General features: G+C 69.9%; 23 protein-coding genes. 11 read left to right on the forward strand and 12 right to left on the reverse strand.

Features of this window, described 5'->3' with window-relative positions:
• Positions 1 to 5: 5 nt before the first annotated feature.
• The 3 genes from IG04_RS0139340 to IG04_RS0139350 form a co-directional block, all read right to left on the reverse strand.
• Complete coding sequence (locus IG04_RS0139340; RefSeq protein WP_030481847.1) at positions 6 to 1055, reverse strand: AAA family ATPase; 1050 nt, start codon at positions 1053 to 1055, stop codon at positions 6 to 8.
• 61 nt (positions 1056 to 1116) lie between these two features.
• Positions 1117 to 1647: a molybdenum cofactor guanylyltransferase gene (gene mobA, locus IG04_RS0139345; RefSeq protein ID WP_030481848.1), complete on the reverse strand. Its 531-nt coding sequence runs from the start codon at positions 1645 to 1647 to the stop codon at positions 1117 to 1119.
• Positions 1644 to 2327: a TetR/AcrR family transcriptional regulator gene (locus tag IG04_RS0139350; RefSeq protein ID WP_051771761.1), complete on the reverse strand. Its 684-nt coding sequence runs from the start codon at positions 2325 to 2327 to the stop codon at positions 1644 to 1646. The genes mobA and IG04_RS0139350 overlap by 4 nt, the downstream gene beginning before the upstream one ends.
• Before the next feature lie 76 nt (positions 2328 to 2403).
• On the opposite strand from IG04_RS0139350, the gene IG04_RS0139355 reads away from it, so the two are divergent.
• Both IG04_RS0139355 and IG04_RS0139360 read left to right on the forward strand, forming a co-directional pair.
• Positions 2404 to 3327 carry a daunorubicin resistance protein DrrA family ABC transporter ATP-binding protein gene (locus tag IG04_RS0139355; protein ID WP_036016798.1) on the forward strand — a complete coding sequence of 308 codons (924 nt, stop codon included), beginning with the start codon at positions 2404 to 2406 and terminating at the stop codon, positions 3325 to 3327.
• On the forward strand, positions 3324 to 4067 hold the full coding sequence (locus IG04_RS0139360; RefSeq protein WP_030481851.1) for an ABC transporter permease: 744 nt from the start codon (positions 3324 to 3326) through the stop codon (positions 4065 to 4067). Before IG04_RS0139355 ends, IG04_RS0139360 begins: the two co-directional genes overlap by 4 nt.
• Here IG04_RS0139360 and IG04_RS0139365 read toward each other — a convergent pair.
• A complete protein-coding gene (locus IG04_RS0139365; protein WP_030481852.1) occupies positions 4054 to 4926 on the reverse strand; it encodes an oxidoreductase in 873 nt (290 codons plus the stop codon). The two genes, IG04_RS0139360 and IG04_RS0139365, sit on opposite strands and share 14 nt — an antisense overlap.
• Before the next feature lie 27 nt (positions 4927 to 4953).
• Between IG04_RS0139365 and IG04_RS0139370 the strand changes: the two genes are divergently transcribed.
• The 4 genes from IG04_RS0139370 (at position 4954) to IG04_RS0139385 (ending at position 7457) form a co-directional block, all read left to right on the forward strand.
• Complete coding sequence (locus tag IG04_RS0139370) at positions 4954 to 5295, forward strand: DUF2203 domain-containing protein (RefSeq protein WP_030481853.1); 342 nt, start codon at positions 4954 to 4956, stop codon at positions 5293 to 5295.
• Positions 5296 to 5378: 83 nt separating this feature from the next.
• Complete coding sequence (locus tag IG04_RS0139375; protein ID WP_030481854.1) at positions 5379 to 5927, forward strand: cysteine hydrolase family protein; 549 nt, start codon at positions 5379 to 5381, stop codon at positions 5925 to 5927.
• Positions 5924 to 6826, forward strand: a complete 903-nt coding sequence (locus tag IG04_RS0139380) for a GlxA family transcriptional regulator (protein ID WP_030481855.1) — start codon at positions 5924 to 5926, stop codon at positions 6824 to 6826. Before IG04_RS0139375 ends, IG04_RS0139380 begins: the two co-directional genes overlap by 4 nt.
• A 73-nt stretch (positions 6827 to 6899) precedes the next feature.
• The gene (locus IG04_RS0139385; protein ID WP_030481856.1) at positions 6900 to 7457 is read left to right on the forward strand and encodes an isochorismatase family protein; all 558 of its coding nucleotides are present in this window, start codon (positions 6900 to 6902) and stop codon (positions 7455 to 7457) included.
• Here IG04_RS0139385 and IG04_RS0139390 read toward each other — a convergent pair.
• Both IG04_RS0139390 and IG04_RS0139395 read right to left on the reverse strand, forming a co-directional pair.
• On the reverse strand, positions 7444 to 7845 hold the full coding sequence (locus tag IG04_RS0139390) for a hypothetical protein (protein ID WP_144065785.1): 402 nt from the start codon (positions 7843 to 7845) through the stop codon (positions 7444 to 7446). The two genes, IG04_RS0139385 and IG04_RS0139390, sit on opposite strands and share 14 nt — an antisense overlap.
• On the reverse strand, positions 7842 to 8144 hold the full coding sequence (locus IG04_RS0139395; RefSeq protein WP_245816751.1) for a hypothetical protein: 303 nt from the start codon (positions 8142 to 8144) through the stop codon (positions 7842 to 7844). Before IG04_RS0139395 ends, IG04_RS0139390 begins: the two co-directional genes overlap by 4 nt.
• A gap of 91 nt (positions 8145 to 8235) precedes the next feature.
• Here IG04_RS0139395 and IG04_RS0139400 point away from each other — a divergent pair, with 91 nt between their 5' ends.
• On the forward strand, positions 8236 to 8496 hold the full coding sequence (locus IG04_RS0139400) for a GNAT family N-acetyltransferase (protein ID WP_051771764.1): 261 nt from the start codon (positions 8236 to 8238) through the stop codon (positions 8494 to 8496).
• 16 nt (positions 8497 to 8512) lie between these two features.
• On the opposite strand, the gene IG04_RS0139405 is transcribed toward IG04_RS0139400, so the two are convergent.
• The 3 genes from IG04_RS0139405 to IG04_RS0139415 all read right to left on the reverse strand — a co-directional run bounded on the left by IG04_RS0139405 (position 8513) and on the right by IG04_RS0139415 (position 12302).
• Positions 8513 to 9823, reverse strand: coding sequence for an NlpC/P60 family protein (locus IG04_RS0139405; protein ID WP_030481860.1), 1311 nt, complete (start codon positions 9821 to 9823; stop codon positions 8513 to 8515).
• Positions 9824 to 9967: 144 nt separating this feature from the next.
• Positions 9968 to 11482, reverse strand: a complete 1515-nt coding sequence (locus IG04_RS0139410; RefSeq protein WP_030481861.1) for an AMP-binding protein — start codon at positions 11480 to 11482, stop codon at positions 9968 to 9970.
• Between the two features lie 10 nt (positions 11483 to 11492).
• Positions 11493 to 12302, reverse strand: a complete 810-nt coding sequence (locus IG04_RS0139415) for an SIR2 family NAD-dependent protein deacylase (RefSeq protein ID WP_030481862.1) — start codon at positions 12300 to 12302, stop codon at positions 11493 to 11495.
• 17 nt (positions 12303 to 12319) lie between these two features.
• Between IG04_RS0139415 and IG04_RS0139420 the strand changes: the two genes are divergently transcribed.
• The 3 genes from IG04_RS0139420 (at position 12320) to IG04_RS0139430 (ending at position 15663) form a co-directional block, all read left to right on the forward strand.
• Positions 12320 to 12772 (forward strand): hypothetical protein, encoded by a 453-nt coding sequence (locus IG04_RS0139420; RefSeq protein ID WP_036016802.1) that lies wholly within the window; start codon positions 12320 to 12322, stop codon positions 12770 to 12772.
• A complete protein-coding gene (locus IG04_RS47850) occupies positions 12769 to 14271 on the forward strand; it encodes a hypothetical protein (protein ID WP_030481864.1) in 1503 nt (500 codons plus the stop codon). Before IG04_RS0139420 ends, IG04_RS47850 begins: the two co-directional genes overlap by 4 nt.
• A gap of 84 nt (positions 14272 to 14355) precedes the next feature.
• Positions 14356 to 15663, forward strand: a complete 1308-nt coding sequence (locus tag IG04_RS0139430) for an FAD-dependent monooxygenase (RefSeq protein ID WP_051771770.1) — start codon at positions 14356 to 14358, stop codon at positions 15661 to 15663.
• On the opposite strand, the gene IG04_RS0139435 is transcribed toward IG04_RS0139430, so the two are convergent.
• Genes IG04_RS0139435 through IG04_RS0139445 form a run of 3 tightly spaced genes read right to left on the reverse strand, consistent with a single transcriptional unit; the run spans position 15583 to position 19711 of the window.
• Positions 15583 to 18372, reverse strand: a complete 2790-nt coding sequence (locus IG04_RS0139435; protein ID WP_051771773.1) for an ATP-binding protein — start codon at positions 18370 to 18372, stop codon at positions 15583 to 15585. The two genes, IG04_RS0139430 and IG04_RS0139435, sit on opposite strands and share 81 nt — an antisense overlap.
• Positions 18372 to 19004, reverse strand: coding sequence for a hypothetical protein (locus IG04_RS43370; protein WP_051771778.1), 633 nt, complete (start codon positions 19002 to 19004; stop codon positions 18372 to 18374). Before IG04_RS43370 ends, IG04_RS0139435 begins: the two co-directional genes overlap by 1 nt.
• The gene (locus tag IG04_RS0139445; RefSeq protein WP_030481868.1) at positions 19001 to 19711 is read right to left on the reverse strand and encodes an ATP-binding cassette domain-containing protein; all 711 of its coding nucleotides are present in this window, start codon (positions 19709 to 19711) and stop codon (positions 19001 to 19003) included. Before IG04_RS0139445 ends, IG04_RS43370 begins: the two co-directional genes overlap by 4 nt.
• Positions 19712 to 20051: 340 nt before the next feature.
• Between IG04_RS0139445 and IG04_RS0139450 the strand changes: the two genes are divergently transcribed.
• On the forward strand, positions 20052 to 22868 hold the full coding sequence (locus IG04_RS0139450) for an aconitate hydratase (RefSeq protein WP_030481869.1): 2817 nt from the start codon (positions 20052 to 20054) through the stop codon (positions 22866 to 22868).
• Positions 22869 to 22889: the final 21 nt, after the last annotated feature.

The raw sequence follows: 22889 nt of genomic DNA on the forward strand, positions 1-22889 counted from the left end.
CCTGCTCACGGCCTACCAGCCGGAACCGGCTGCTGCGGACGGGCCGACACCTGCGGCAACGGCACGATCTGCAGCACTCGGGTGATGATGTGGTCGATCGGCACGCCGTCGGCCAGCGCGTCGTACGAGAGCACCAGGCGGTGCCGCAGCACGTCCGGGACGACGTCCACGACGTCCTGCGGCAGCACGTAGTCACGGCCGCGCACGAGCGCGAGGCCACGCGCGGCGGCGATGATGCCGAGCGACGCACGCGGCGAGGCGCCGTAGGCGACCCAGCCGGCGACGTCGGTGAGGCCGTGCTCGCCGGGCGCGCGGGTCGCGATCACCAGGCGGACCACGTAGTCGACGAGCGCGTGGTGGACGAAGACGCGCGACGCCACGCCCTGCAGGCGCACCAGCTCCTCGGGCGAGAGGACCTGGCTCGGCGTGGGCGCCTCGACGCCCATCCGGTAGACGATCTCGCGCTCTTCCTCGGCGGTGGGGTACTCGACCTGGATCTTGAACAGGAACCTGTCGCGCTGCGCCTCCGGCAGCGGGTACACGCCCTCGTTCTCGATCGGGTTCTGCGTCGCCAGCACCAGGAACGGGTTCGGCATCGGGAACGTCCGGCCACCGATCGACACGTGCCGTTCGGCCATGACCTCGAGCATCGCCGACTGCACCTTGGCGGGCGCGCGGTTGATCTCGTCGGCGAGCACGAAGTTCGCGACGACAGGTCCGAGCTCGACGTCGAACGTCTCGGTGGACTGCCGGTAGATGCGGGTGCCGAGGATGTCGGCGGGCACCAGGTCGGGCGTGAACTGCACGCGGGAGAACGAGCCGCCGACCACGCGGGCGAACGTCTCGACGGCGAGCGTCTTGGCGACGCCCGGCACACCTTCGAGCAGCAGATGGCCCTTGGCCAGCAGCCCCACGAGCATCCGCTCGACGAGCCGGTCCTGGCCGACGATCACCCGCTTCACCTCGAACACGGTGCGTTCGAGCAGCTGGGCGTCACGAGCCGGGGTGACGGGCGCCGATGCGTTCGGCGTTGCCTCGGCGGCGGGCTCGGTCACGTGCGGGCCTCCATGCGGAACAGGGTTTACCGATCGTCGAACAGTCTTACTCCCCGCCTGTTCAACCGCTGTGAAGGGTGTCCAGGTCGGCGGGTGTGTCGACGTCCCTCGCCTCACCGGGCAAAGCGGACACCTCGACGGGGTCGAGCCGCAGAAGAGTCCTGCGCAGCGGCAGGTTCCGTGGATCTTCGGGCAGGGCCGCGCGCAGGTCGGCGGCGTTCCAGTAGCCGATCAGCCACTGCACCCTGTCGTCCTTGAGCACGGCGTTGCGGCCGGGTGCGCGCAGTCTCGCGATGGTGTCCGCGGTGAGGCCTGGCTGGTCGACGGCGAGCACCGCGACCCAGTCCTCGGTGATCTTCGCCAGTCCGGCGGCCAGACCGGCGAGCGGGCCTCCGCCCGGCGGGTCCTCGCGTGCCCAGATGACACCGGGCAGGTCCTTCTCCGGGCCCACGACGACCTTCTGCGCCGCGTCGTCCACAACGGACAGCACGTGGTCGAGCAGCGTCGCGTCCCGAAAGGACAGCGCGGCCTTGTCGACGCCACCGAGCCGCTCGCCCTTGCCGCCGGTGAGGATGATCACCGCGTACGTCATGACCGGCCTCCGATGTGCGCCGCGACGCCTTCCAGGAACAGGTGCAGGCCGAAGTCGAACTCGGCGGCGACGTCGTCGGCGTCGAAGAGGTCGTCCATGTCGAAGACACCGGCCGCGACGATCTTCGCGAGCGCGGGCATCCGGCGCGGGTCGACGATCTCGCGCAGCCTCTGCCCGTACTGGCGGCTGAACCGGGCCGGGTCGTCCTCGAAGCCCTTCGTCAGCGCGACGCTCAGCCACGCCTCGCCGTGCACGAACGTCATCAGGCCCATGACCACGCCGACCTTCTCCCCCGCCTCCAGCGGCGTGCCTTCGAGCGCGCCCAGCGCGCTGTCGAACCAGGCGAGGCTCCGAGGGCCGGTCGGTGGGCCGCTCATCGGGATCTGCAGGAACCACGGACGCTTGCGGACGCCTTTGAGCAGCTCCTTCGCCCAGACCTCAAGCTTGTCACGCCATTCGCCGTCGGGGAGCGGGGGCGGCTCGTCGAACGCGGCGTCGCCCATCAACGTGAGCAGCTCGTCCTTGCTCTTCACGTGCCGATAGAGGGCCATCGTGGCGTTGCCCATCTCCTGCGCGACGCGTGCCATCGACACGGCGGCGAGCCCCTCGGCGTCCGCGACCGCGATGGCGGCCCGCGTGATGTCGGCGGCGTCGATGGTCGGCTTGCGCCCCCTCTTCATGCCCTCTAGTCAAACAGATGCGTATGACATACGCTAATTCAGGTTTTGCGTATGAGGTACGCATAAAGGGGGTTCGATGATCGTCGAGACAGAGGGTCTGACGAAGAGATATGGCTCCGCGACGGTGCTCAGCGGCCTGGACCTGAAGGTCGCGGAAGGGTCCGTGCTCGCGCTGCTCGGGCCGAACGGCGCCGGCAAGACCACCACGATCCGCATCCTGAGCACGCTGACCAGGCCCGATGGCGGCACGGCACAGGTGTGCGGGTTCGACGTGGTGCGCGAGGCCGCCGCCGTGCGTGGCGTGATCAGCCTGACCGGGCAGTACGCGGCGGTGGACGAGGAGCAGACCGGGCGCGAGAACCTGGTCATGATCGCCCGTCTGCGCGGTTTCGCGAGGCCGGCGGCTCGCGCACGGGCGCTCGAACTGCTGGAGCGGTTCGAGCTCGTGGACGCGGCGGACCGGCGGGTGCGCACGTACTCCGGCGGCATGCGCCGGCGCCTGGACCTGGCGATGAGCCTGGTGGCACGGCCGCGGCTGCTCTTCTTGGACGAGCCGACCACCGGCCTCGACCCGGTCAGCCGCACGACGATGTGGGACGCGATCGGTGACCTGGTGCGCGACGGCGTGACGATCTTCCTCACCACCCAGTACCTGGAGGAGGCCGATCGCCTCGCCGACCGGATCTTGGTGCTGCACAACGGGGGCGTCGTCGCGGACGGCACCGCGGACGCGCTGAAGAACTCGGTCGGCGGCACCCGCCTGGACCTGATCTTCTCGTGCGCCGAGGACGCGCTGCGAGCACGGTCCGTGACCGGCGGGGTGGCCGACGGGGTGACGCTGAGCGTGCCGTCCGACGGCAGCGCGGTCCACCTGCACCGAGTACTGGACGACCTGCTGACCGCACGGGTGAGCGTGCTGCGGGTGTCCACGCACCGCCCGACCTTGGACGACGTCTTCACCTCGCTGATACTTCCGGACGCAGCGGCGGTGGCGGCATGACGGCTTCGTTGACCATGATCGGCCGCAGCATCCGGCTGAGCCGCCGCAACTTCGACCTCGTGATCATGGCGATCGTGCTGCCGGTGCTGATGATGGCGTTGTTCGTGTACGTGTTCGGCGGCGCGATCAGCTCCACGCAGTCCTATGTGGACTATGTGGTGCCCGGCATCCTCGTGCTGTGCACGGGTTACGGCGCCACGTCCACCGCGATGTCGGTGACCGACGACATGAAGAAGGGCGTGGTCGACCGGTTCCGCTCGATGCCGATCAGCGGGTTCTCCGTGCTGACCGGCCACGTCGTCGCCTCGGTCGCCCGCAACGCCCTCGCGACGTTCGCCGTGGTGCTGGTCGCGCTGCTGATGGGCTTCCGGCCCGCTGCCTCGCTGGCCGGATGGGTGCTGGCGATGGGCTTGCTGCTGCTCTACGTGCTGGCGCTGTCGTGGCTCGCGGCAGCCTTCGGCGTGGTCGCGCGAAGCGTCGAGTCGGCCAGCCTGCTCGGGTTCTTCATGCTGTTCATCCCGTATCTGAGCAGCGCTTTCGTGCCGGTGGAGACAATGCCGTCCTTTCTGCGCGCCGTCAGCGAACACCAGCCCATCACACCGGTCATCGAGACCGTGCGGGCGTTGCTGAACGATCAGCCCGTGACCTCGGGATGGCTCGCATTGGCGTGGTCCGGCGGGCTGCTGGTCGCGGCGTTCGGCTGGGCCACCTGGTTGTTCGGCCGGATCAACCGCCGCTGAGGTGCGCGGCGTCGAGGCGGGTCAACTCGTCCGCGGTGAGGTCCATCTCGCCCGCCTCGACGTTCTGCCGCAGATGCGCCGGATCGCCCGTCCCGGGGATGACCAGCACGTGCGGCCCGCGCGCCAGCGTCCACGCCAGCCTGATCTGCGCGGGCGAGGCGCCGCGGGCGTGCGCGATCTCCGTGACGACGTCGTCCTCGGCCGACGTCCCGGCCTCCTGGTTGGCACCGGTGAGCGCGAAGAACGGTACGTACGCGATGCCCCGCTCCCGGCACACGCCGACGAAGTCGTCCTGCTCGGGGTGGTGGCCGAGCCCATAGGAGTTCTGCACGCACACGACCTCGGCGATGCGCTGCGCCTGGTCGAGGTGGTGCGGCTTGACGTTCGACAGCCCGAGGTGCCGGACCAGCCCGTCCCGCTGCAGTTCGGCGAGCCGCCCGAAGTGCGCGCTGAGGTCGTCCAGGCCGCTGATCCGCAGGTTGACCACGTCGAGGTGGTCACGGCCGAGCTGCCGCAGGTTCTCCTCGACCTGGCCTTTGAGCTGCTCCGGCGTCGCGAGCGGCAGCCACTCCCCCTGCGGCGTGCGACCGGGCCCGACCTTGGTGACGATCACCAGGTCCTCCGGGTACGGCGCGAGCGCGCTGTTGATCAGCTCGTTCGCCGACCGCGTGGCGGAGAAGTAGAAGGCGGCGGTGTCGATGTGGTCGACGCCGAGCTCGACGGCCTTGCGGAGCACCTCGATCGCCTGCCCGCGGTCGCGCGGCTCGGCCCGGCGATCGAACGCCGTCCCCCGCTGCGGCAGTCGCATCGCGCCGAACCCGACCCGGTTCACGGTGAGGTCACCCAGTCGCCACGTCATGGCGCCCACTGTGCCAGCCTTGGCGCCGTGGGACTGTTCACGCTCTCCGATGCCCAGGCCGAACTCGCACGGCTGTTGCCCGTGCTCGACGAGATCGTGCGCCTGCGCGCCGACGCCGCCGAGCTGGCCGCCGGGGGTTCCGCGCTGGGCGGGCTGCCGGAGTTCAAGGCCGCGCAGGCCCGGCTGGACGAGCTGATGGAGGCGGTGCAGCAGACCGGGGCGGAGCTGAAGGGCTTCGCGCCGTTGCTCGTGGACTTCCCGTCGGAGATGGACGGTGTGCCGGTGCTGCTGTGCTGGCTGGAGGGTGACCGCGAGCTGGGCTGGTACCACCGGACGGATCTGGGCTTCGCCGGCCGCCGCCCGCTGTGATCTTCACGCGGTGACCGGATCCGTCCGCTCCCCGGCCGGGTCGTGCCTGTCCCCCACCTCTCGATGCCGCGAGGCTGGGGACCATGAAGCGAGCATTGATCGTCATCGACGTGCAGGAGTCGTTCCGCCGGCGCTCCAACTGGGCCGAGGTGTCCGACCCCGACGTCGTCGGCAAGGTGAACCAGCTGGTCGACATGAGCCGCGACGCCGGTGACCTCGTCGTGTGGGTGCTGCACTCGGAGCCCGGTTCCGGCGACGTGTTCGACCCCGCGCTCGGGCACGTGCGGCTGATCGACGGGCTGAAGCCGCTCGACGACGAGCCGGTGCTCACCAAGACCGCGCACAACGCGTTCACCACGACGAACCTGCAGCAGACGCTGACGACGCGGGGCGTGCGGGAGTTGCTGATCAGCGGTATCCGGACCGAGCAGTGCTGCGAGACCACGACGCGCGTCGGGTCGGACCTGGGGTTCGACATGACGTTCGTGACGGATGCGACCGCGACCATGCCGTTGCCGCACTGGCGCACCGGGAAGGTGCTCGGGGTCGAGGAGATCATCGAGCGCACCGAGTACGTGCTGGCCGGCCGGTTCGCACGGATCTCGGATGTCGCTACGCTGACCGGATCGTGACCAGAGTCGTCTTCCTGCTCGTACCTGGAGTGCACCTGCTCGACCTCGCGGGGCCGGCGCAGGTGTTCTCCAGCGCTGCCGATCTCGTGAACGGGTACGCGTTGTCCTACGTGGGTGACGCGGACACCGTGCTCAGTCATCAGGGCGTGCCGCTCGGTGCGTCGCGTGAGTTGCCCTCTCTCTCGGTGGACGACCTCGTGTTCGTGCCGGGGTGGCGGTCACCGAAGATCGTGGGGACTGGTCACTTGAGCGAACGCGCGTTGGCGTGGCTGCGCGCGCACTACGACGGCGGCGGCACGGTGGCGAGTGTGTGTGCCGGCGCGGATGCGTTGGGGCGCGCCGGTTTGCTCGAAGGACGGCGTTGTACCACGCATCACGAACTGCAGGAGGAGCTCGCACGGCGCTACCCGGCCGCACACGTCGTGCGTGACGTCTTGTTCGTTGAGGACAACAGGGTCGTGACGTCTGCGGGCATCGCGAGCGGTATCGACCTCGCGTTGCATCTCGTCGCCGTACGTCATGGGCCCGCCGTCGCCGCCGCGATCGCACGGACGATGGTCATCTATGCGCGCAGGAACGGCGACGACCAGCAAGACAGTGTGCTGATGCGGCATCGGTCGCACATCAACGAGACGGTGCACCGCATTCAGGACGTCATCGAGTCACGGCTCGCCGAGCGCCTTTCTCTCTCGGAGCTCGCTATCCACGCCGGATGCAGCGAACGGACCGTGACGCGGTTGTTCGGCCGTGCGACGGGCATGACGCCGTTGAAGTACCAGCAGGCGTTGCGCGTCGAACGAGCCGAACACCTGATCGGTCAAGGCGCGACGGTGGAGATGGCGGCGCGCAACGTCGGCTTCGAAGACGCCCGGATGCTGCGCAGACTGCGTTCGCGCTGAGCCGCACGCGTGCAGCTGTCCACGGTCGACGAACACCCTTGCACGCCATCGGAACCGGCCTAAGCTGAGCCGGGTGACGACTCTGGTGAACCGGCCCAACACCGCGTTGCTCGTGATCGACGTGCAGAACGGCGTGGTGGACCACGCCCACAACCGCGATGCGGTCGTCGCCAACGTGGCCGCCCTCGTCGACAGGGCGCGCACGGCCGGCGTCGACGTCGTGTGGGTGCAGCACAGCAACGCCGAGCACATGCCCAGGGAGTCCGACGGCTGGCAGTTCGTGCCGGAGCTGAAGCTCGCCGAGGGCGAACCGGTGGTGCACAAGACCTACGCCGATTCGTTCGAGGCGACCGACCTGGAGGAAGTGCTGGCGGGCAAGGGAATCGGGAGCCTCGTGGTGTCCGGCGCGCAGACCGACGAGTGCATCCGCTCGACGCTGCACGGCGCCATCGTGCGCGGCTACGACGCCCTGCTGGTCAGCGACGCGCACACGACCGAGGACCTGTCGGAGTACGGCGCCCCCACGCCGGACAAGGTCATCGTCCACACCAACCTCTACTGGGAGAACCACACCGCGCCCGGCCGCAGCGCGGGCGTCGTGAAGACCGAGGACGCGTTCAAGCCCGCGTGATCAGGTGCGTGCTCGGCACGTAGTCGATCTTCCAGTCCTCGTACACGCCGCACAGCCCGCACTTCAGGCACCGCAACCCGACGGTCAGCCAGCGCACCTCGCCGTCCGGAAGGCACGACGACCCGAGCGCGGCGGCGAACTCCTCGCCGCCGCACGTGCACGCGCACTCCTCCGCGTCGTCGGGGTTCCAGTGCTCGTCGGAGTCGCCGATGAACTCCGCGAGCCCGCAGCCGAGACAGGTCCGGCGCATCGCCTGGTCCTCGGTCACCTGCACCATGAACGACGTGCCGCCACATCCGCCGCACACGGACTCGGCGACGTGCGTGACCTCGTACCCGTCTTCCTGGTACTCGCGGATCGCCTCGTCGAGCGTCATCCCGATCTTCACGGCACCAAACTAGTCGCCGGCGCCGCGGTGACCCGCTCACCGTCCCCGGTCGCCAGCAGATCCAGCAACGCACCCCGCAGCAACGCGAGCTCACGCGTGCGCAGGGCCGGCCCGGCAGCGGTGTCGCGCACGTCCTCAGGCTGAGAGGTCTTGAGCACCTCCAGCCAGTCCTCCACGGTCGCACGAGCGAAGCCCGCCCACGGCCCGTCAGGTTCCACGAGAGAGCGTGCGTACGCCTCCAGCCACAACGTCAGCAACGGCGGCCGCAGTGACACGTCGGCGAGGCCGTGGGTGAGCACGTACCGGTAGGCGGCTTCGAGCAGTTCGGTCTCGCGGGCGGACGGCGAGCTCTACGCGTCCGAACTCGCCTGGAACACCTCGTTCGAGGCGATGGTCGCCAAGATCGTCGGCGACTACGCGGCGGACCACGACCCCACGAGAGAGGGCGCGTGGATCGCCGAACTCGACGACCAACGCGTCGGATGCGTGTTCTGCGTTCGCGAGGACGACACGACCGCGAAGTTGCGTGTGCTGCTCGTGCATCCGGACGCGCGTGGCCACGGCGCGGGCAACGCGCTCGTCAGCACGTGCGTCGAGTTCGCCCAAGGCGCGGGCTACGAGCGCATGGTGTTGTGGACGCGCGACCTCTGACCTGAATGCGACGCGGTCACAGCATGCGAGTGACATACGGCATGATGCCGCCGTATCGCACGGGCGAGATCCGCACCACTGCACCGGAATGCGGCGCTTCCACCATCATTCCGCCACCCAGGTACAACGCCACGTGCGTGCCGCCGCCCGGTCCCCAGAAGATCATGTCGCCGGGTGCCATCTGCGACAGCGGCACCTTGCGGCCGGAGTTGTACTGGTAGCCGCTGTAGTGCGGCAGGTACACGCCGGCGCCCGCGAAGGCGTACATCATCAGGCCGGAGCAGTCGAAGCCGATCTTGCGGAAGTCGCCGTACGAGTCGGCGACACCGCCGTCACGCACGCCGTACGTCGGGCCGTAGTGGTTTCCGCCGCCCCACGCGTAGATGACACCGCGCTGGGCCAGCGCCCGGTTGATCACGGTCTGCACGCGGTTGCCGGACGGCGCGGGCGCTGCCGCGATCGGGCGGGGCGACTGGGGCTTCGGCGCGGCCTGAGCGGCGGCCGCGGCGGCGGCACGGCGAGCGTTCTCCTCGTCCTCTCGCCTCTTCGCCTCGGTCCACTGGTCGTACTGCTGGCGCTGCGCTTCCAGTCCGTTGACCGCACCTCGCGCGGCGGCCAGCTCACGTTCGACGGCGTCCTTGTTTGACTGCAACTCCTCGGTCGCCGCGGTCTGCGCCGAGTGCGCGTCCACGGCCACCTGCTGGGCCTGCTCGGCGACCTTCTTGGCCTCGTCCGCGGCGGCCTGCTTCGTCTCGGCCCTGTTGAGCGCGGCACGGGCGGCGGAGTCGAGGTTCGCGGCGGTGCCCTGGTCGCGGGTGACCTGGTCGAGCCGGTTCAGGCTGGACGCCGACACCGCCTCCAGCATCTGGGCGCGGGCCAGCAGGTCCTCGGGCGACTTGGCGCCGATGTACGCGGAGAACGACCCGACGGTGGTGCCCTGCGCATAGGAGGCAGCCGCGAACTCGTCCAGTTCGAGACGGCTCTTCTCCACGGCCGCGGAGGCCGCGTCGGCCTCGACACGGGCGGCGGCGGCCTCACGACGGGCGGCCTCGGCCTCGGAGATCGCCGTCTCGAGGTCGACCCGGGCCTTGTTGGCGAGCTCGCGCTTGTACGAGACGTCGTCGAACAGCTCCTGCAGGCGTGACTCGGCCTGCGTGAGCCGTCCGGTCAGCTCGCCCACGCGGGCCGCCTTCGCGTCCGCTTCCGCCCGCGACGCCGAGATCTCCGAGTCGCTCGGGTTCGGCGGCGGTGGCGGCACGGCAGCGGCCGTCCCCGTGAGGACGACCGTCATCAACACCGCGACGACGGCGGAGAGTCGTGTCAACACTGGACATCACCTCCAACCGCATTAGACCAACCAGACGCATCCGGCGCATCAGGAACTAACGCACCGTCAACCACTCGTGTCACAGTGGAACACGGGCGGTGGTCCTTTTGGGACGATCGGAGTCTGGCGTGTCGCCGGTATGGACTAGTTGACGCCCCGGTCCCGGCCGGTCCAGTACGGCTCGCGGAGCTTGAACTTCTGGATCTTGCCGGTCGCCGTGCGCGGGATGGAGTCACGGAACTCGATCGACGTCGGCGCCTTGTACCCGGCGAGCCGCTCCTTGCAGTGCTTGATCAGCTCGGCCTCGGTGACCTCGCCGGAGAGCACGACCAGCGCCTTGATCGTTTCACCCCACTTCTCGTGGGGCACGCCGATGACCGCGACCTCGGCGACGGCCGGGTGCGAGAACAGGCAGTCCTCGACCTCGATGGACGAGACGTTCTCGCCGCCGGTGATGATCACGTCCTTCTTGCGGTCCGAGATCGTCAGGTAGCCGTCCTCGTCGAAGAAGCCGCCGTCGCCGGTGTGGAACCAGCCGTCCTCGATCGCGTCCGCGGTGGACTCCGGGTTCTCCCAGTAGCCCTCCATGACGACGTTCGAGCGCGCCATCACCTCGCCGTTCTCCGAGATCCGCAGCTGCGCGCCCAGCGCCGGCGCGCCCGCCCGTGACTGCTTCTTCGCCTTCTCCTCGCCCTGCGGCCCTGGCTGGGCGCGGTTGAAGGTGAGCAGCGGCGCCGTCTCGGTCAGGCCGTAGATCTGCAGGAACTCCCAGCCGAGTTCCTCGGTCACGCGCTGGATCGTCCGCGAGGGCGGCGGCGCACCGGCGCACACGATCCGCACGGTGTCACGGCCGGGGATCTCGCCGTCCCACGACGCAGCGGCGTCCAGCACGGCGTTCCACACGGCCGGTGCACCGCACATGAGCGTGACACCGTGGTCGCGCACACGGCGCAGGATCTCGGCGCCGTCGACCTTGCGCAGCACCACCTGCGGCACACCGAGGCCCGCGAGCCCGAACGGCATTCCCCAGCCGTTGCAGTGGAACATCGGCAGCACGTGCATGTACACGTCGCCCTCCCACGCACGGGTGTGCATGGCGAACGTGACCGCGTTGAGCCAGATGTTGCGGTGCGTCAACTGCACGCCCTTGGGGCGCGCGGTCGTGCCGGACGTGTAGTTGATCGTCGCCGTCGCGTCCTCCGAGGGCGCGCTCCACGGCCGTGGCTCCACATCGAACCGAAGCAACGACTCCGACTCCTCGCCGAGCGTGAACCGGTGGCGCGCCACGACGTCGTCCAGTTCCAGTTCCGGATCGACGAACAACGCCGAGGCGCCGCTGTGCTCGACGATGTACTTCACCTCGTCGGGGCGCAGGCGGAAGTTCACCGGCACGCAGATCCGCCCGCTGCCGGGCAGCGCGTGCAGCAGTTCGAGCATCCGCGCGGAGTTGTGGCTGACGACGGCGACCCGTTCGCCCTCGCCGACGCCCAGTGCGTCGAACCCGGCCTGCCACGCGCGCACGCGGGTCGTCATCTCCGCGTACGTCGTCGTCGCGACCGGCTTCGCGGGCTGGTCCGGTTCGTCGATGGTCGCCGTCGTCGCCGCGAACGCGAACGACGCCCGGTCCAGAAAGTCGGTGGTGATCAGCGGTACGCGCATGCATCCGACCCTACGACCAGGTGCTCGGATCTCCCCAGGACGAAAATCGGCCTCCCCCGGATGGAGGAACGGAACTCAGGTCCGGCAGCACGTCCCCGACGGGTTCGTGCAGCACAACGGCCGCCACGGCGTCGTACGGCGTCGGTTCGGCGTTGCAGATGATGACCTGCGCACCGGCTTTGGCCGCCAGCGGCACGAGGCCCGCGGCGGGCTGCACCGACAGCGATGTTCCCGCCACCAGCAGCACGTCGCAATCCAGGGCGGCGAGCCGGGCGCGGCGCAGCACCTCGCCGTCGAGCTCCTGCCCGAACGAGACGGTGGCGGACTTGAGGATTCCCCGGCACCGCTGGCAGTCCGGCTCCTGCTCGCCCTCGGCCACGCGCTTCAACGCGTCCCGCATCGGGCCCGTGGCACCACATCCCAGGCATACGGTGGCGTGCAACGTGCCGTGCAGCTCCAGCACGCGATGGGGATCGGAGCCCGCCCGCTGGTGCAGGCCGTCGATGTTCTGGGTGACCACGGTGCGCAACCGGCCGGACCGTTCCAGTTCCACCAGCGCCTTGTGCGCGGCGTTCGGCCTGGCCGTCCACACGGGACTGTCCAGCTTCGCCCGCCAGGCGAGCCTGCGCAGTTCCGCATCGGCGAGGTAGGCCTGCAGCGACGACCCGCGCCCGGCGTCGGCGTCGCGGGTCCACAGTCCGTCCGGTCCGCGGAAGTCCGGGATGCCCGAATCGGTGGAGACGCCCGCCCCCGTCAGCACCGTGATCCGGTGCGCCGACGCGACCAGAGCGCGTGCCTCTGCGCACGCCTGGGAAGGCATCGGTTCACACTAGTCCCGTGCGCAGTGCTGTGGGAGCCGCGATCGCGGCAGTGGGCTTGGTCACCACCATCGTCGGGACTTTCCTGCCGTGGCTGAAATCCGGATCGACCACGAGAGACAGTTACGAAGTGCTTTCGCTGCGTGATCTCGCCGGGTTGGACGGGGTGGCGGGCACCGTCGTCACGTCGGTCTGGGTGGGACTGACGCCGCTGGCGATGGTCACGATCGCGCTGTACGTGGTCCGATTTCCACGGTTTGCCGGGTGCGCCGCCATTGTCTTTGGCACGATCGGGGGAACCGTGGCCCTGGTTGCCACAGTCCAAGGGGACAGCAAGGGTGCGTTGGTCGGAATCAGCACCTCCGGACCAGTCATGACCCTTGCCGGTGCCGTACTGACGATCGTGGGGGCGATCACGGTGCTCACCTCGACCAGGCGCAGCGCAGTGAGAACCTCAGGAGGGAACCCGTGAGCTACCCAGGTGGTGGCGGCGACCAGTGGCAGCCGCAGAACAACCCGTACGGGCAGCAGCCCCAGCAGGGCGGCTACCCGCAGCAGCCCCAGCAGCCGGGTGGCTACCCGCAGCAGGGCGGCGGCTACCCGCAGCAGGGCGGACACCCCCAGCAGGGTGGATACCCCCAGACCGGGCCGCAGGGCTTCCCGCAGCAGGGCTACCCGCAGACGGGCCCGCAGGGCTTTCCCCAGCAGCCGTACGGCTACGCGCCGATGGGCGGCGAGCCGCCGAAGAAGAAGCGCACCGGCCTGGTGGTCACGGCCGTCGTCGCCGTGCTGCTGCTGATCGGCGGCGGTGTCACGTTCTTCGCGATGCAGAAGGCGGATCCCGCTGCCAACGCGGGCCAGGACTCCCCCGCCGTCGCGGCGAAGAACCTCGTCGAGCAGCTGGGCAGCGGTGACGTCGTCGGCATCATGGCCTCGCTGGCGCCGGCCGAGGCCGCGTTGTCGAAGGACTACATGGACTCGATGACGAAGGAGATGAAGCGTCTCGAGATCCTCAAGCCCGAAGCCGACCCGAACAAGCTGAGCGGCGTCGAGTTCAAGAGCGAGAACATCAAGTTCGACGAGGCCAAGGCCGAGAAGATCAACGATCACCTCACCATCAACAAGCTGGTCGAGGGCAAGATCACGATCACCTCGGACGCGTCGAAGATCCCGCTCACCGACAAGCTCGTCGACGCGCTCGGTGACGACCTGAACCTCACCTCGTCGAAGTCCGAGACCTTCGACATCACCGCCGAGGTGCAGAAGCGCGGCACGCCGATCGGCATCGCGTCGATCAAGGTCGACGACAAGTGGTACCCGAGCGCCTTCTACACGATCGCCAACGCGGTCCTGGAGGAGGACAAGAAGAAGTGGCCGGCGCAGGGCATCGCGCCGCAGGGCGCGAGCTCGGCCGAGGACGCCGCGAAGCAGATGGTGAACGCCGCGCTCGACGCCGACCTGACGAAGGTCATCGCGCTGCTGCCGCCCGACGAGGCCGGTGTGCTGCAGGACCTCGGCCCGCTGCTGGTGGCCGAGGCCGGCAAGCAGAAGCCGACCGGCGCCAAGCTGAACTCGCTGGAGACCGACGTCAAGGACGTGGCCGGCGGCAAGCAGGTCACGGTCAAGAAGCTGTCGATCACCGCCGAGGGCGAGACGGTGACGATCACCCGCGAGGGTGACTGCTACGCGGCCGACGTGCCCGGCCAGGGCACGCAGAAGCTGTGCGCGGACGAGATCACGCAGCTGCTGCAGCAGCAGGGCGGCAAGAAGAAGATCCCCGCCGAGGCCGTCGAGATCATCGGCCGGGTGGCCGGGTCGGTCATGAAGGCCGGCGTCGGCGTCGTCTCCACCGAGGTCGACGGCAAGTGGTACGTCAGCCCGGTCCGCTCCTACTACGAGCTGGCCCTGTCGCTGTTCCGCGGCTTCGAGCCCAAGGACGTCGACGCGCTGATCGCGCTGATCAAGAAGTAGGTTTTCGCAGGTCCGCCACGCCCCTGTCACCCGCAACAGCGCGGTGACAGGGGCGTGGCAGTTCCGGGGCCGAACCTGGTGCCCATGGACACTCAGGTTCTGATCATCGGCGCCGGCCCGACCGGCCTCACCCTGGCCCTCGACCTCTCCCGCCGCGGAGTCCCGTTCCGCATCGTCGACGCGGCGCCCGCGCCCTTCGCCGGCTCCCGCGGCAAGGGCCTCCAGCCGCGCAGCATGGAGGTCTTCCACGACCTGGGCGTGATCGAGCCCGTGCTGGCGTCCGGCCGGCTCGACCTGACCATGCGCGTCTACCAGGGCCGCGAGGTGCTGCGCGAGTGGGACGCGCACGAGGGCCGCCACCCCACGGTCGAACGCCCGTACGCCCGCACCATGCTCATTCCGCAGTTCCGGGTCGAGCAGGTCCTGCGGGAAGCACTCCCGCAGCCCGTCGAGTACGGGATGCCGCTGACGTCGTTCACCCAGGACGACTCCGGCGTGACGGCCGTTGTCGGCCCGCAGACCGTGCGGGCCAAGTACCTCGTCGGCTGCGACGGCGGCAAGTCGTTCGTGCGCAAGGAACTCGGTGTCCCGTTCGTCGGCGAGACCCACGCGGACCTGCGGATGTACATCGGCGACGTCCGGGTCTCCGGTCTCGGCCGCGACCACTGGCACCAGTGGGGCAGCCGTGCCGACCGGTGGCTCGCCCTGTGCCCGCTGCCCGGCACGGACCTCTTCCAGTTCCAGGCCACCGGCGACGGTGAAGACGAACCGTCGTTGGCGCTCTACCAGCGGATCGTCCGCGAGCACACCGGCCTGGACGACGTGATCCTGCACGACGCGACGTGGATGTCGTTGCACCGCACCAACATCCGCATGGTGGACAGGTTCCGCACCGACCGGGTGTTCCTCGCCGGTGACGCCGCGCACGTGCACTCCCCCGCCGGTGCGCAGGGCATGAACACCGGCATCCAGGACGCCTACAACCTGGGCTGGAAGCTAGGGATGGAGACGCTGCTCGACACCTACGAGGCCGAGCGCAAGCCCGTCGCCGAGTGGCTGCTCGGCATGACCACCGCGATCATGATGTCCGGCAACCCGTTCGAGCGCCGCGGTGACGAGACGCTGCAGCTCTCGCTGTCGTACCGGACGACAGAAGGCGAGGGGCTGCAGGCGGGTGACCGCATGCCCGACGGGATCACCGAGCAGGGCCGGATCTTCGACCTGCTGCGCGGCCCCGACTTCGTGACGCTCGACTTCCCCGACGGCCCCGTGCTGGTGCGCCCGGACGGCTACGTCGCCGCGATCGGCCGGTCAGCGATCGACGCGTACTTCGGCGCGAACCCGGTCACGCAGCTGCACCACCGCCGGGTCGCTGCTCGGTCCGCCGCGTAGCCGTTCGGCCTCGTCCAGGGTGTTTCCCGCGCCGGCGGGATCGCCCTGGGCGAGCAGCCAGTCCGCGTACCACTCCAGCACCATGGCGCGGGCCGGGCCGTCAGCGCTCCTGTTGACGGTGTCGAGCGCCCGGCCGTGGTGCTCGCCCGCCTCGGCGAGCTGACCGAGTCGGGTCAGCGCCAGTCCCAGTCCGGCGTGGACGGTGGCGCGGAACTGGTTCGCGGGCGAGTCCTCCGTGGCGTCGAGCACCTGCCGGTACAACGTGACGGCCTGCTCGAAGTCACCGCGGAAGTACGCCATCTCACCGTAGGCCTGCGTGACCCGTGCCCGGTCCAGCTCGAGCGGGGAGGGCGGTACCAGTTCCAGATCCTCACGGGCGCCGGCGAGGTCGCCGATCCTGATCTTGACGCGCGCCGCCTGCATGAGCACGGACATCGGCACCAGCACCGACTCCGGCTCGCCCAGCTCGGCAGCCATCCGTCTCGCCTCGGAGACCGCCTGCAGGCCCTCGGCGAACGCACCCCGGTTGATCAGCACCATGACCAGGCAGGACAGCCCGAACATCACGGCCCACCGGTCTCCCACCGCCCGGAACCCGCGCAGCGCCTCCCGGTACGCGGCCTCCGCCCGCGGCGCGGAGCCCTCGCTGAACTCACCGGCCACCAGCCCGCGGACCAGCGCCGCGAACGCGCGCATCCAGGCGTCCGGCGACCGTTCCAGCCGACCGGCCAGCACCTCGAGCCGTTCCGCCAGTGCGGTCTGACCCCAGGCCTGGCCGCTCGTCAGCATCAACGCGCACAGCGCCGTCGGGAGGTCCTCCTGCCACAACCGCTCCGCCGCGACGACGGCGGCCGGCGTGCCGAGCGAGGCCAGCACATCCGAGAACGGGTCGTCCGGCGTGAGCGAAGCCCAGCGGCGGATCTCCTCGAACCGCTTGGTCATCACCAGCCAATGCCACGTACGCGCGGCCATCATGCGCCGTGCGACGGCCAGGTCGTGCCGGACCGCCCATGCCTGCGCCGCGTCGAGGTTGGACCGTTCCACGTCGAAGACCTTCAACGCGTCCAGCTGCTCCGGGCCTCGCAGCAACGGTTCGTTCCGCTCGGCCAGCTCCACGTAGTAGGCGGCGTGCTTCGCAGGATCGGCTTGGCCCTGCTCCAACGCGTACTCGCGCACGGTCTCCAGCAGCCGGTAGCGCTCGCCCACCCGCACGACGAGCGACTTCTCCACGAGCGCGGCCAGCAGGTCCTCGGTGTCCCAGAGGTCCTGATCTTGTCGGACCTCCTGAGTACGTTGTGATGCAGGGGTTCCCGGCAAGGGGGTACCCCTGCGCGAGCCTGCTCCGCACACGAAATGCACCGCCGCGGCCGTCGCCCCACCGACGAACACGGCCAGCCGCGCGAGCAACCCGCGCTCGGCGTCGTGGAGCAGCTCCCAGCTCCAGTCGATCACCGCCCGCAACGTCCGGTGCCGCGCCGGCCCGGTCCGCGCGCCGCGGTCGAGCAACCGCAGCCGGCTGTCCACCCGCGACTCCAGCTGCGCCGCCGACAGCGACCGGGCCCGTGCCGCCGCGAGCTCCAGGGCGAGCGGAATCCCGTCCAGGGCAGCACAAACCCGCCGCACGACGTCGGGATCGAACACCGACCCGACCCGTGCCGAGAACAACCGCACGGCGTGATCGAGGTCGAGCGGCGCCACGGGGCACACGACCTCGCCCGGAATCCCGAGCGGCTCGCGGGACGTCGCCAGCACGCGCGCGTCGGGCGCCTCGGCCAGCAGCCGGACGCACAGCGCCGCGGCCGCGTCCACGACGTGCTCGCAGTTGTCGAGCACCACCAGCGACGACCCGAGCCGCGAGAACACCGGCGCCGCCAACGGGTTCGGGCCCAGGGCGGCGTCCAGTGCCGCCAGCGGTTCGGCCGCCGAGTCCAGCTCGACGAACCACGCCTGCGGCACCGACGCGGCGTGCGTCAGCGCGAGGCGTGTCTTGCCCACGCCGCCGAACCCGGTCAGCGTCACCAACCGGTTGTCGCGCAACAACGTGGCCAACGCGGCCAGGTCCGCGCCACGCCCGACGAACGATCCGACCGGCGCCGGCAGGTTCCCGCGCGCGACGCGTTCGCGCAGCACCGTCAGGTGGGCGGCCGCCAGCGCCTCACCGGGATCCACGCCCAGCTCGTCGGCCAGAGCCGTGCGAACGCGCGCGAACACCGCCAGCGCGTCCGACCGCCGTCCGGCGGCGTTCAGCGCCAGCATCAACCGGGCCTGCACGTCCTCGCGCCACGGATGCGCCGCCGCCAGCGCCTCCAGGCCCGCGAGGTCGTCGCGCAGCAACGCCAGCCGCACGGCCTCGTCCACCGCGAACGGTGCCTCCTCGAACGCCGCGCCACGCCACAACGCCGCGTCACGCGTCCGCGAGAAGGCCTCGACGTCGGTCTCCGCCTCCAGCCGGTACCCCGCCGCGTGCGACGAGATCACGGCGGCACCGAGCACCCGCCGCAGCCGCGACACGAGCGACTGCAACGCCGCGGCACCGTCGACCGGCGGCTCGTCCGGCCACAGGTCGGCGATCAGCCGGTCCGGCGCGACGACGGTGCCAGGTTCCATCGCCAGCCGGATCAGCAGCCACCGCAGCCGCCTGCCGCGCACCTCGACCGGTGCGCCGTCCGCGGACACGACCTGCAGCGGCCCGAGCACGTTGACCCGCATCAGGCCCGCCGGACCCCGGCCACCACCGCGGCCGCCACGAGCGCGACGCCGGCCGCCGCCGTCCCCAGCAGGGACAGCGACACCCTGTTGTGGCCCAGCGCGTCCAGCACCCACCCGAGCGGGGTGATCCGCCCCAGCGGGTACGTCAGCACCACCACCGTGAACACCGCCAGCACAGTGCGTCCGATGGAGTCGAGGACAGGGCGGGCGAACAGCAGGCCCACCCCGACGCCGAGCAACGCACACCCAGTATGCGCGGCCAGTCCGACAAAAAATTCGCCCGCCGTGTACGGGTGGGGGTTCGTCACCACCGGCCACACCGCCGCCAGCACCGCCATGGCCATCGCGAACAACACCGCGACCAGCGCCGCCGCCGTCAGCACCCGCGGCCGGCCTCCGGCGTTCACCACGGTGATCTCGCGCCGCACCACGTCCTCGGACGTCGCCACCACGACGGCCATCCACGCCGCGATCGGGTAGAGCAACGCCGACGAACCCGAATACGCCTCCAGTGGCTGCCCGGCGTCGCTGGAGAACAACATCCCCATCACCCCGAGGAACACCAGCAGCGGCGCCAGATAGCGTTGCCCGCGAAGGACATCGGCCGCGAGGTACCGGACGAGGGCGATCACCGCACACTCCGCACCGAGCAGCCGAGGCGCAGCGCCTCGGCCAGCACCTGATCGCTCTGCTCCGGCGCCACGACCACCCGCACCGACGACCCGCGCGCCTGCACCGACCGCACGCCTTCCAGCGCCTCCAACGCATCGGGCGCCGCGACCCGGCTGAGCTCGATCGTCACGTGCCCGCCGGAGAGGTCCACGCGCGTCGCCGACGCGAGGTGTCCCTCGTGGTCGGACACCAGCGCCGTCCGTCCCTCCAGCAACGACACCAGTTCGGCGGACGCCGAGGGGTCGAGCCCGGACCACGGCTCGTCGAGCACCAGCACGCCGGAAGCCGCCAATGCCTGTGCCAGCGCGACCTTCTGCGTGTTGCCCTTGGACAGCTCGGACATCGGCGCCGTCAGCGAACCGACGAATCCCAGTCGTTCCAGCGCATCGCCGGCCTCAGCGCCGCGAACGCGCCCCATGTGCGCGAGGTAGGACGAAGCGGACATCTTGACGTCCGAAGGGAACCGCTCAGGCACGTAGCCGACCGAGGCAGGCCGCTCGACACGGCCGGACGTCGGCTTCAGGACGCCGGCGGCGATCTTGAGCAACGTCGACTTGCCGGTGCCGTTCGCGCCGGTCAGCACGGTCAGGCCGGAGACCTCCAGCGTGAGGTCGCGCAGCACCCAGGGCCCGCGCCCGTACCGCTTCGAAACACGATCTAGGAGCACCACGCCAAGATAACCACCCTGCCCTGAACTCGGCGGAGATCGTGCTCGCGGCGGCCACGGCGATCACGTTCGCGCTCGTCCCGCGCGCATCTCGTCTACATCGCGCTGGAGGGCGTGACGGTGCTGATGCTGATCGCGTCCGCGATCATCCTGCTGTGATCAGGTCCGCCGGCTCTCGTGTGAGTACCGCACCGGGATCGTGACTTAGGGCAACCTGGCTTGAACCGGCTTACAGGACAAGCGTACTGTTTGGGGTCGAGGGGCAGGGGCCGACCCGGTGAGGAAGACTCTCCCCCATCCCGAACCGACCACCGCGCTGTCACCAGTTATGGAGTTGCACGTGACTGCACCAGCTAGCAAGGACAGCTTCGGCGCCCGCGGCACGCTCAACGTCGGCGACGCCTCTTACGAGGTGTTCCGGCTGAGCGCCGTGGAGGGCGCCGAGCGTCTTCCGTTCAGCCTGAAGATCCTGCTGGAGAACCTGCTGCGGACCGAGGACGGCGCGAACATCACCGCCGACCACGTGCGCGCTCTCGCCAACTGGGACCCGGCCGCCGAGCCGAGCACCGAGATCCAGTTCACGCCTGCCCGCGTCGTGATGCAGGACTTCACCGGTGTGCCCTGCGTCGTCGACCTCGCCACCATGCGCGAGGCCGTCACCCACCTCGGCGGCGACGCCGAGAAGGTCAACCCGCTCGCGCCCGCCGAGCTCGTGATCGACCACTCGGTCATCGCCGACATCTTCGGCCGCCCGGACGCGTTCGAGATGAACGTCGACCTGGAGTACGAGCGCAACCGCGAGCGCTACCAGTTCCTGCGCTGGGGCCAGACGGCGTTCGACGAGTTCAAGGTCGTCCCGCCCGGCACCGGCATCGTGCACCAGGTCAACATCGAGCACCTGGCCCGCGTCGTCATGGTCCGCAACGGCCAGGCGTACCCGGACACCCTCGTCGGCACCGACTCGCACACCACGATGGTCAACGGCATCGGCGTGCTGGGCTGGGGCGTCGGTGGCATCGAGGCCGAGGCCGCGATGCTCGGCCAGCCGGTCTCCATGCTGATCCCGCGGGTCGTGGGCTTCAAGCTCTCCGGTGAGCTGCCCCCCGGCGCCACCGCGACCGACCTCGTGCTCACGATCACCGAGATGCTGCGCAAGCAGGGCGTCGTCGGCAAGTTCGTCGAGTTCTACGGCGAGGGCGTCAGCGCCGTGCCGCTCGCGAACCGCGCCACCATCGGCAACATGTCGCCGGAGTTCGGCTCCACGGTCGGCATCTTCCCGATCGACGGCGAGACCATCGACTACCTGCGCCTGACCGGCCGCACCGAGGAGCAGATCGCGCTCGTCGAGGCCTACGCCAAGGAGCAGGGCCTCTGGCACGACGCGTCCCGCGAGCCGGTGTTCTCCGAGACGCTGGAGCTCGACCTGGCGACGGTCGTCCCGTCCATCGCCGGCCCGAAGCGCCCGCAGGACCGCATCGAGCTGACGAACGCCAAGGAGTCGTTCCGCCAGGCCCTGGGCGCCTACGTCGCGCACACCGAGTCCCCGGCGCTGACCGGCGTGGACGAGGCCGTCGACGAGACGTTCCCGGCCAGCGACCCGGTCGCCATCCACGAGGGCCAGAACGGCTCCGGCACGCCCAAGGTCTTCCAGTCCGCCGCCGAGGGTGCCACCGGCCGGGTCTCGAAGCCCGTCAAGGTCACCCTCGACGGCAACGAGTTCGAGCTGGACCACGGCGCCGTCGCGATCGCCGCGATCACGTCGTGCACCAACACCTCGAACCCGTCCGTGATGCTCGGCGCGGCCCTGCTCGCGAAGAAGGCCGTCGAGCGCGGCCTCGAGCGCAAGCCGTGGGTCAAGACGACCCTGGCGCCGGGCTCCAAGGTCGTCATGGACTACTACGAGCGCGCCGGCCTCATGCCGTACCTGGAGAAGCTCGGCTTCCACCTGGTCGGCTACGGCTGCACCACCTGCATCGGCAACTCGGGCCCGCTGCAGGACGAGATCTCGGCGGGCGTGCAGGACGGCGACCTCGCGGTCGTCTCGGTGCTGTCCGGCAACCGCAACTTCGAGGGCCGGATCAACCCGGACATCAAGATGAACTACCTCGCGTCGCCGCCGCTGGTCGTGGCGTACGCGCTGGCCGGTTCGATGGACAAGGACATCACCACCGAGCCGCTCGCGTACGACCCCGAGGGCAAGCCGGTGTACCTGTCGGAGATCTGGCCGACCCCGGCCGAGATCGCCGAGGTCATCTCGACCTCGATCTCCGCGGAGGGCTTCACCAAGGGCTACCAGAACGTGTTCTCCGGTGACGAGCGCTGGCAGTCGCTGCCCACGCCGACCGGCAACACGTTCGAGTGGGACTCCGAGTCCACCTACGTGCGCAAGCCCCCGTACTTCGAGGGCATGGAGATGGAGCCGAAGCCGGTCACCGACATCTCGGGTGCCCGCGTGCTGGCGCTGCTGGGTGACTCGGTCACCACGGACCACATCTCCCCCGCCGGTTCGATCAAGGCCGACTCGCCCGCGGGCAAGTACCTGACCGAGCACGGCGTGGAGCGCAAGGACTTCAACTCCTACGGCTCCCGCCGCGGCAACCACGAGGTGATGATCCGCGGCACGTTCGCGAACATCCGCCTGCGCAACCTGCTGCTCGACGACGTCCAGGGCGGCTTCACCCGCGACTTCCTGGCCGACGGCGCCCCGCAGACCACCATCTACGACGCGTCCGTATCGTACGCGGAGGCCGGCGTGCCGCTGGTCGTGCTGGCGGGCAAGGAGTACGGCTCCGGTTCGTCGCGCGACTGGGCGGCCAAGGGCACCTCGCTGCTCGGCGTCCGTGCCGTCATCGCCGAGTCCTACGAGCGCATCCACCGCTCGAACCTCATCGGCATGGGCGTGCTGCCGCTGCAGTTCCCGGCGGGCGACACCGCGTCGTCGCTGGGCCTGGACGGCACCGAGACGTTCGACTTCAGCGGCGTCACGGAGCTGAACAACGGCACCACGCCGTCGACGGTGCACGTCGCCGCCACCAAGGCGGACGGCTCGAAGGTCGAGTTCGACGCGGTCGTCCGCATCGACACGCCCGGTGAGGCCGACTACTACCGCAACGGCGGCATCATGCAGTACGTGCTGCGCAAGATGGTCCGCAGCTAGTCCCCGTCGTACCGAAAGGGC

The organism is Lentzea albidocapillata (genome assembly GCF_000719115.1).
In the GTDB taxonomy this organism is placed as follows: Bacteria; Actinomycetota; Actinomycetes; order Mycobacteriales; family Pseudonocardiaceae; genus Lentzea; species Lentzea albidocapillata.

Excerpts from the sequence above, each read along its gene's own strand:
- IG04_RS0139375 (WP_030481854.1), top strand. The coding sequence starts at position 5,379 with ATGAAGCGAGCATTGATCGTCATCGACGTGCAGGAGTCGTTCCGCCGG.
- IG04_RS0139400 (WP_051771764.1), top strand. The coding sequence starts at position 8,236 with ATGGTCGCCAAGATCGTCGGCGACTACGCGGCGGACCACGACCCCACG.
- IG04_RS0139435 (WP_051771773.1), bottom strand. The coding sequence starts at position 18,372 with ATGCGGGTCAACGTGCTCGGGCCGCTGCAGGTCGTGTCCGCGGACGGC.
- IG04_RS0139365 (WP_030481852.1), bottom strand. The coding sequence starts at position 4,926 with ATGACGTGGCGACTGGGTGACCTCACCGTGAACCGGGTCGGGTTCGGC.
- IG04_RS0139430 (WP_051771770.1), top strand. The coding sequence starts at position 14,356 with ATGGACACTCAGGTTCTGATCATCGGCGCCGGCCCGACCGGCCTCACC.
- IG04_RS0139410 (WP_030481861.1), bottom strand. The coding sequence starts at position 11,482 with ATGCGCGTACCGCTGATCACCACCGACTTTCTGGACCGGGCGTCGTTC.
- mobA (WP_030481848.1), bottom strand. The coding sequence starts at position 1,647 with ATGACGTACGCGGTGATCATCCTCACCGGCGGCAAGGGCGAGCGGCTC.
- IG04_RS0139415 (WP_030481862.1), bottom strand. The coding sequence starts at position 12,302 with ATGCCTTCCCAGGCGTGCGCAGAGGCACGCGCTCTGGTCGCGTCGGCG.
- IG04_RS0139350 (WP_051771761.1), bottom strand. The coding sequence starts at position 2,327 with ATGAAGAGGGGGCGCAAGCCGACCATCGACGCCGCCGACATCACGCGG.
- IG04_RS0139360 (WP_030481851.1), top strand. The coding sequence starts at position 3,324 with ATGACGGCTTCGTTGACCATGATCGGCCGCAGCATCCGGCTGAGCCGC.
- IG04_RS0139355 (WP_036016798.1), top strand. The coding sequence starts at position 2,404 with ATGATCGTCGAGACAGAGGGTCTGACGAAGAGATATGGCTCCGCGACG.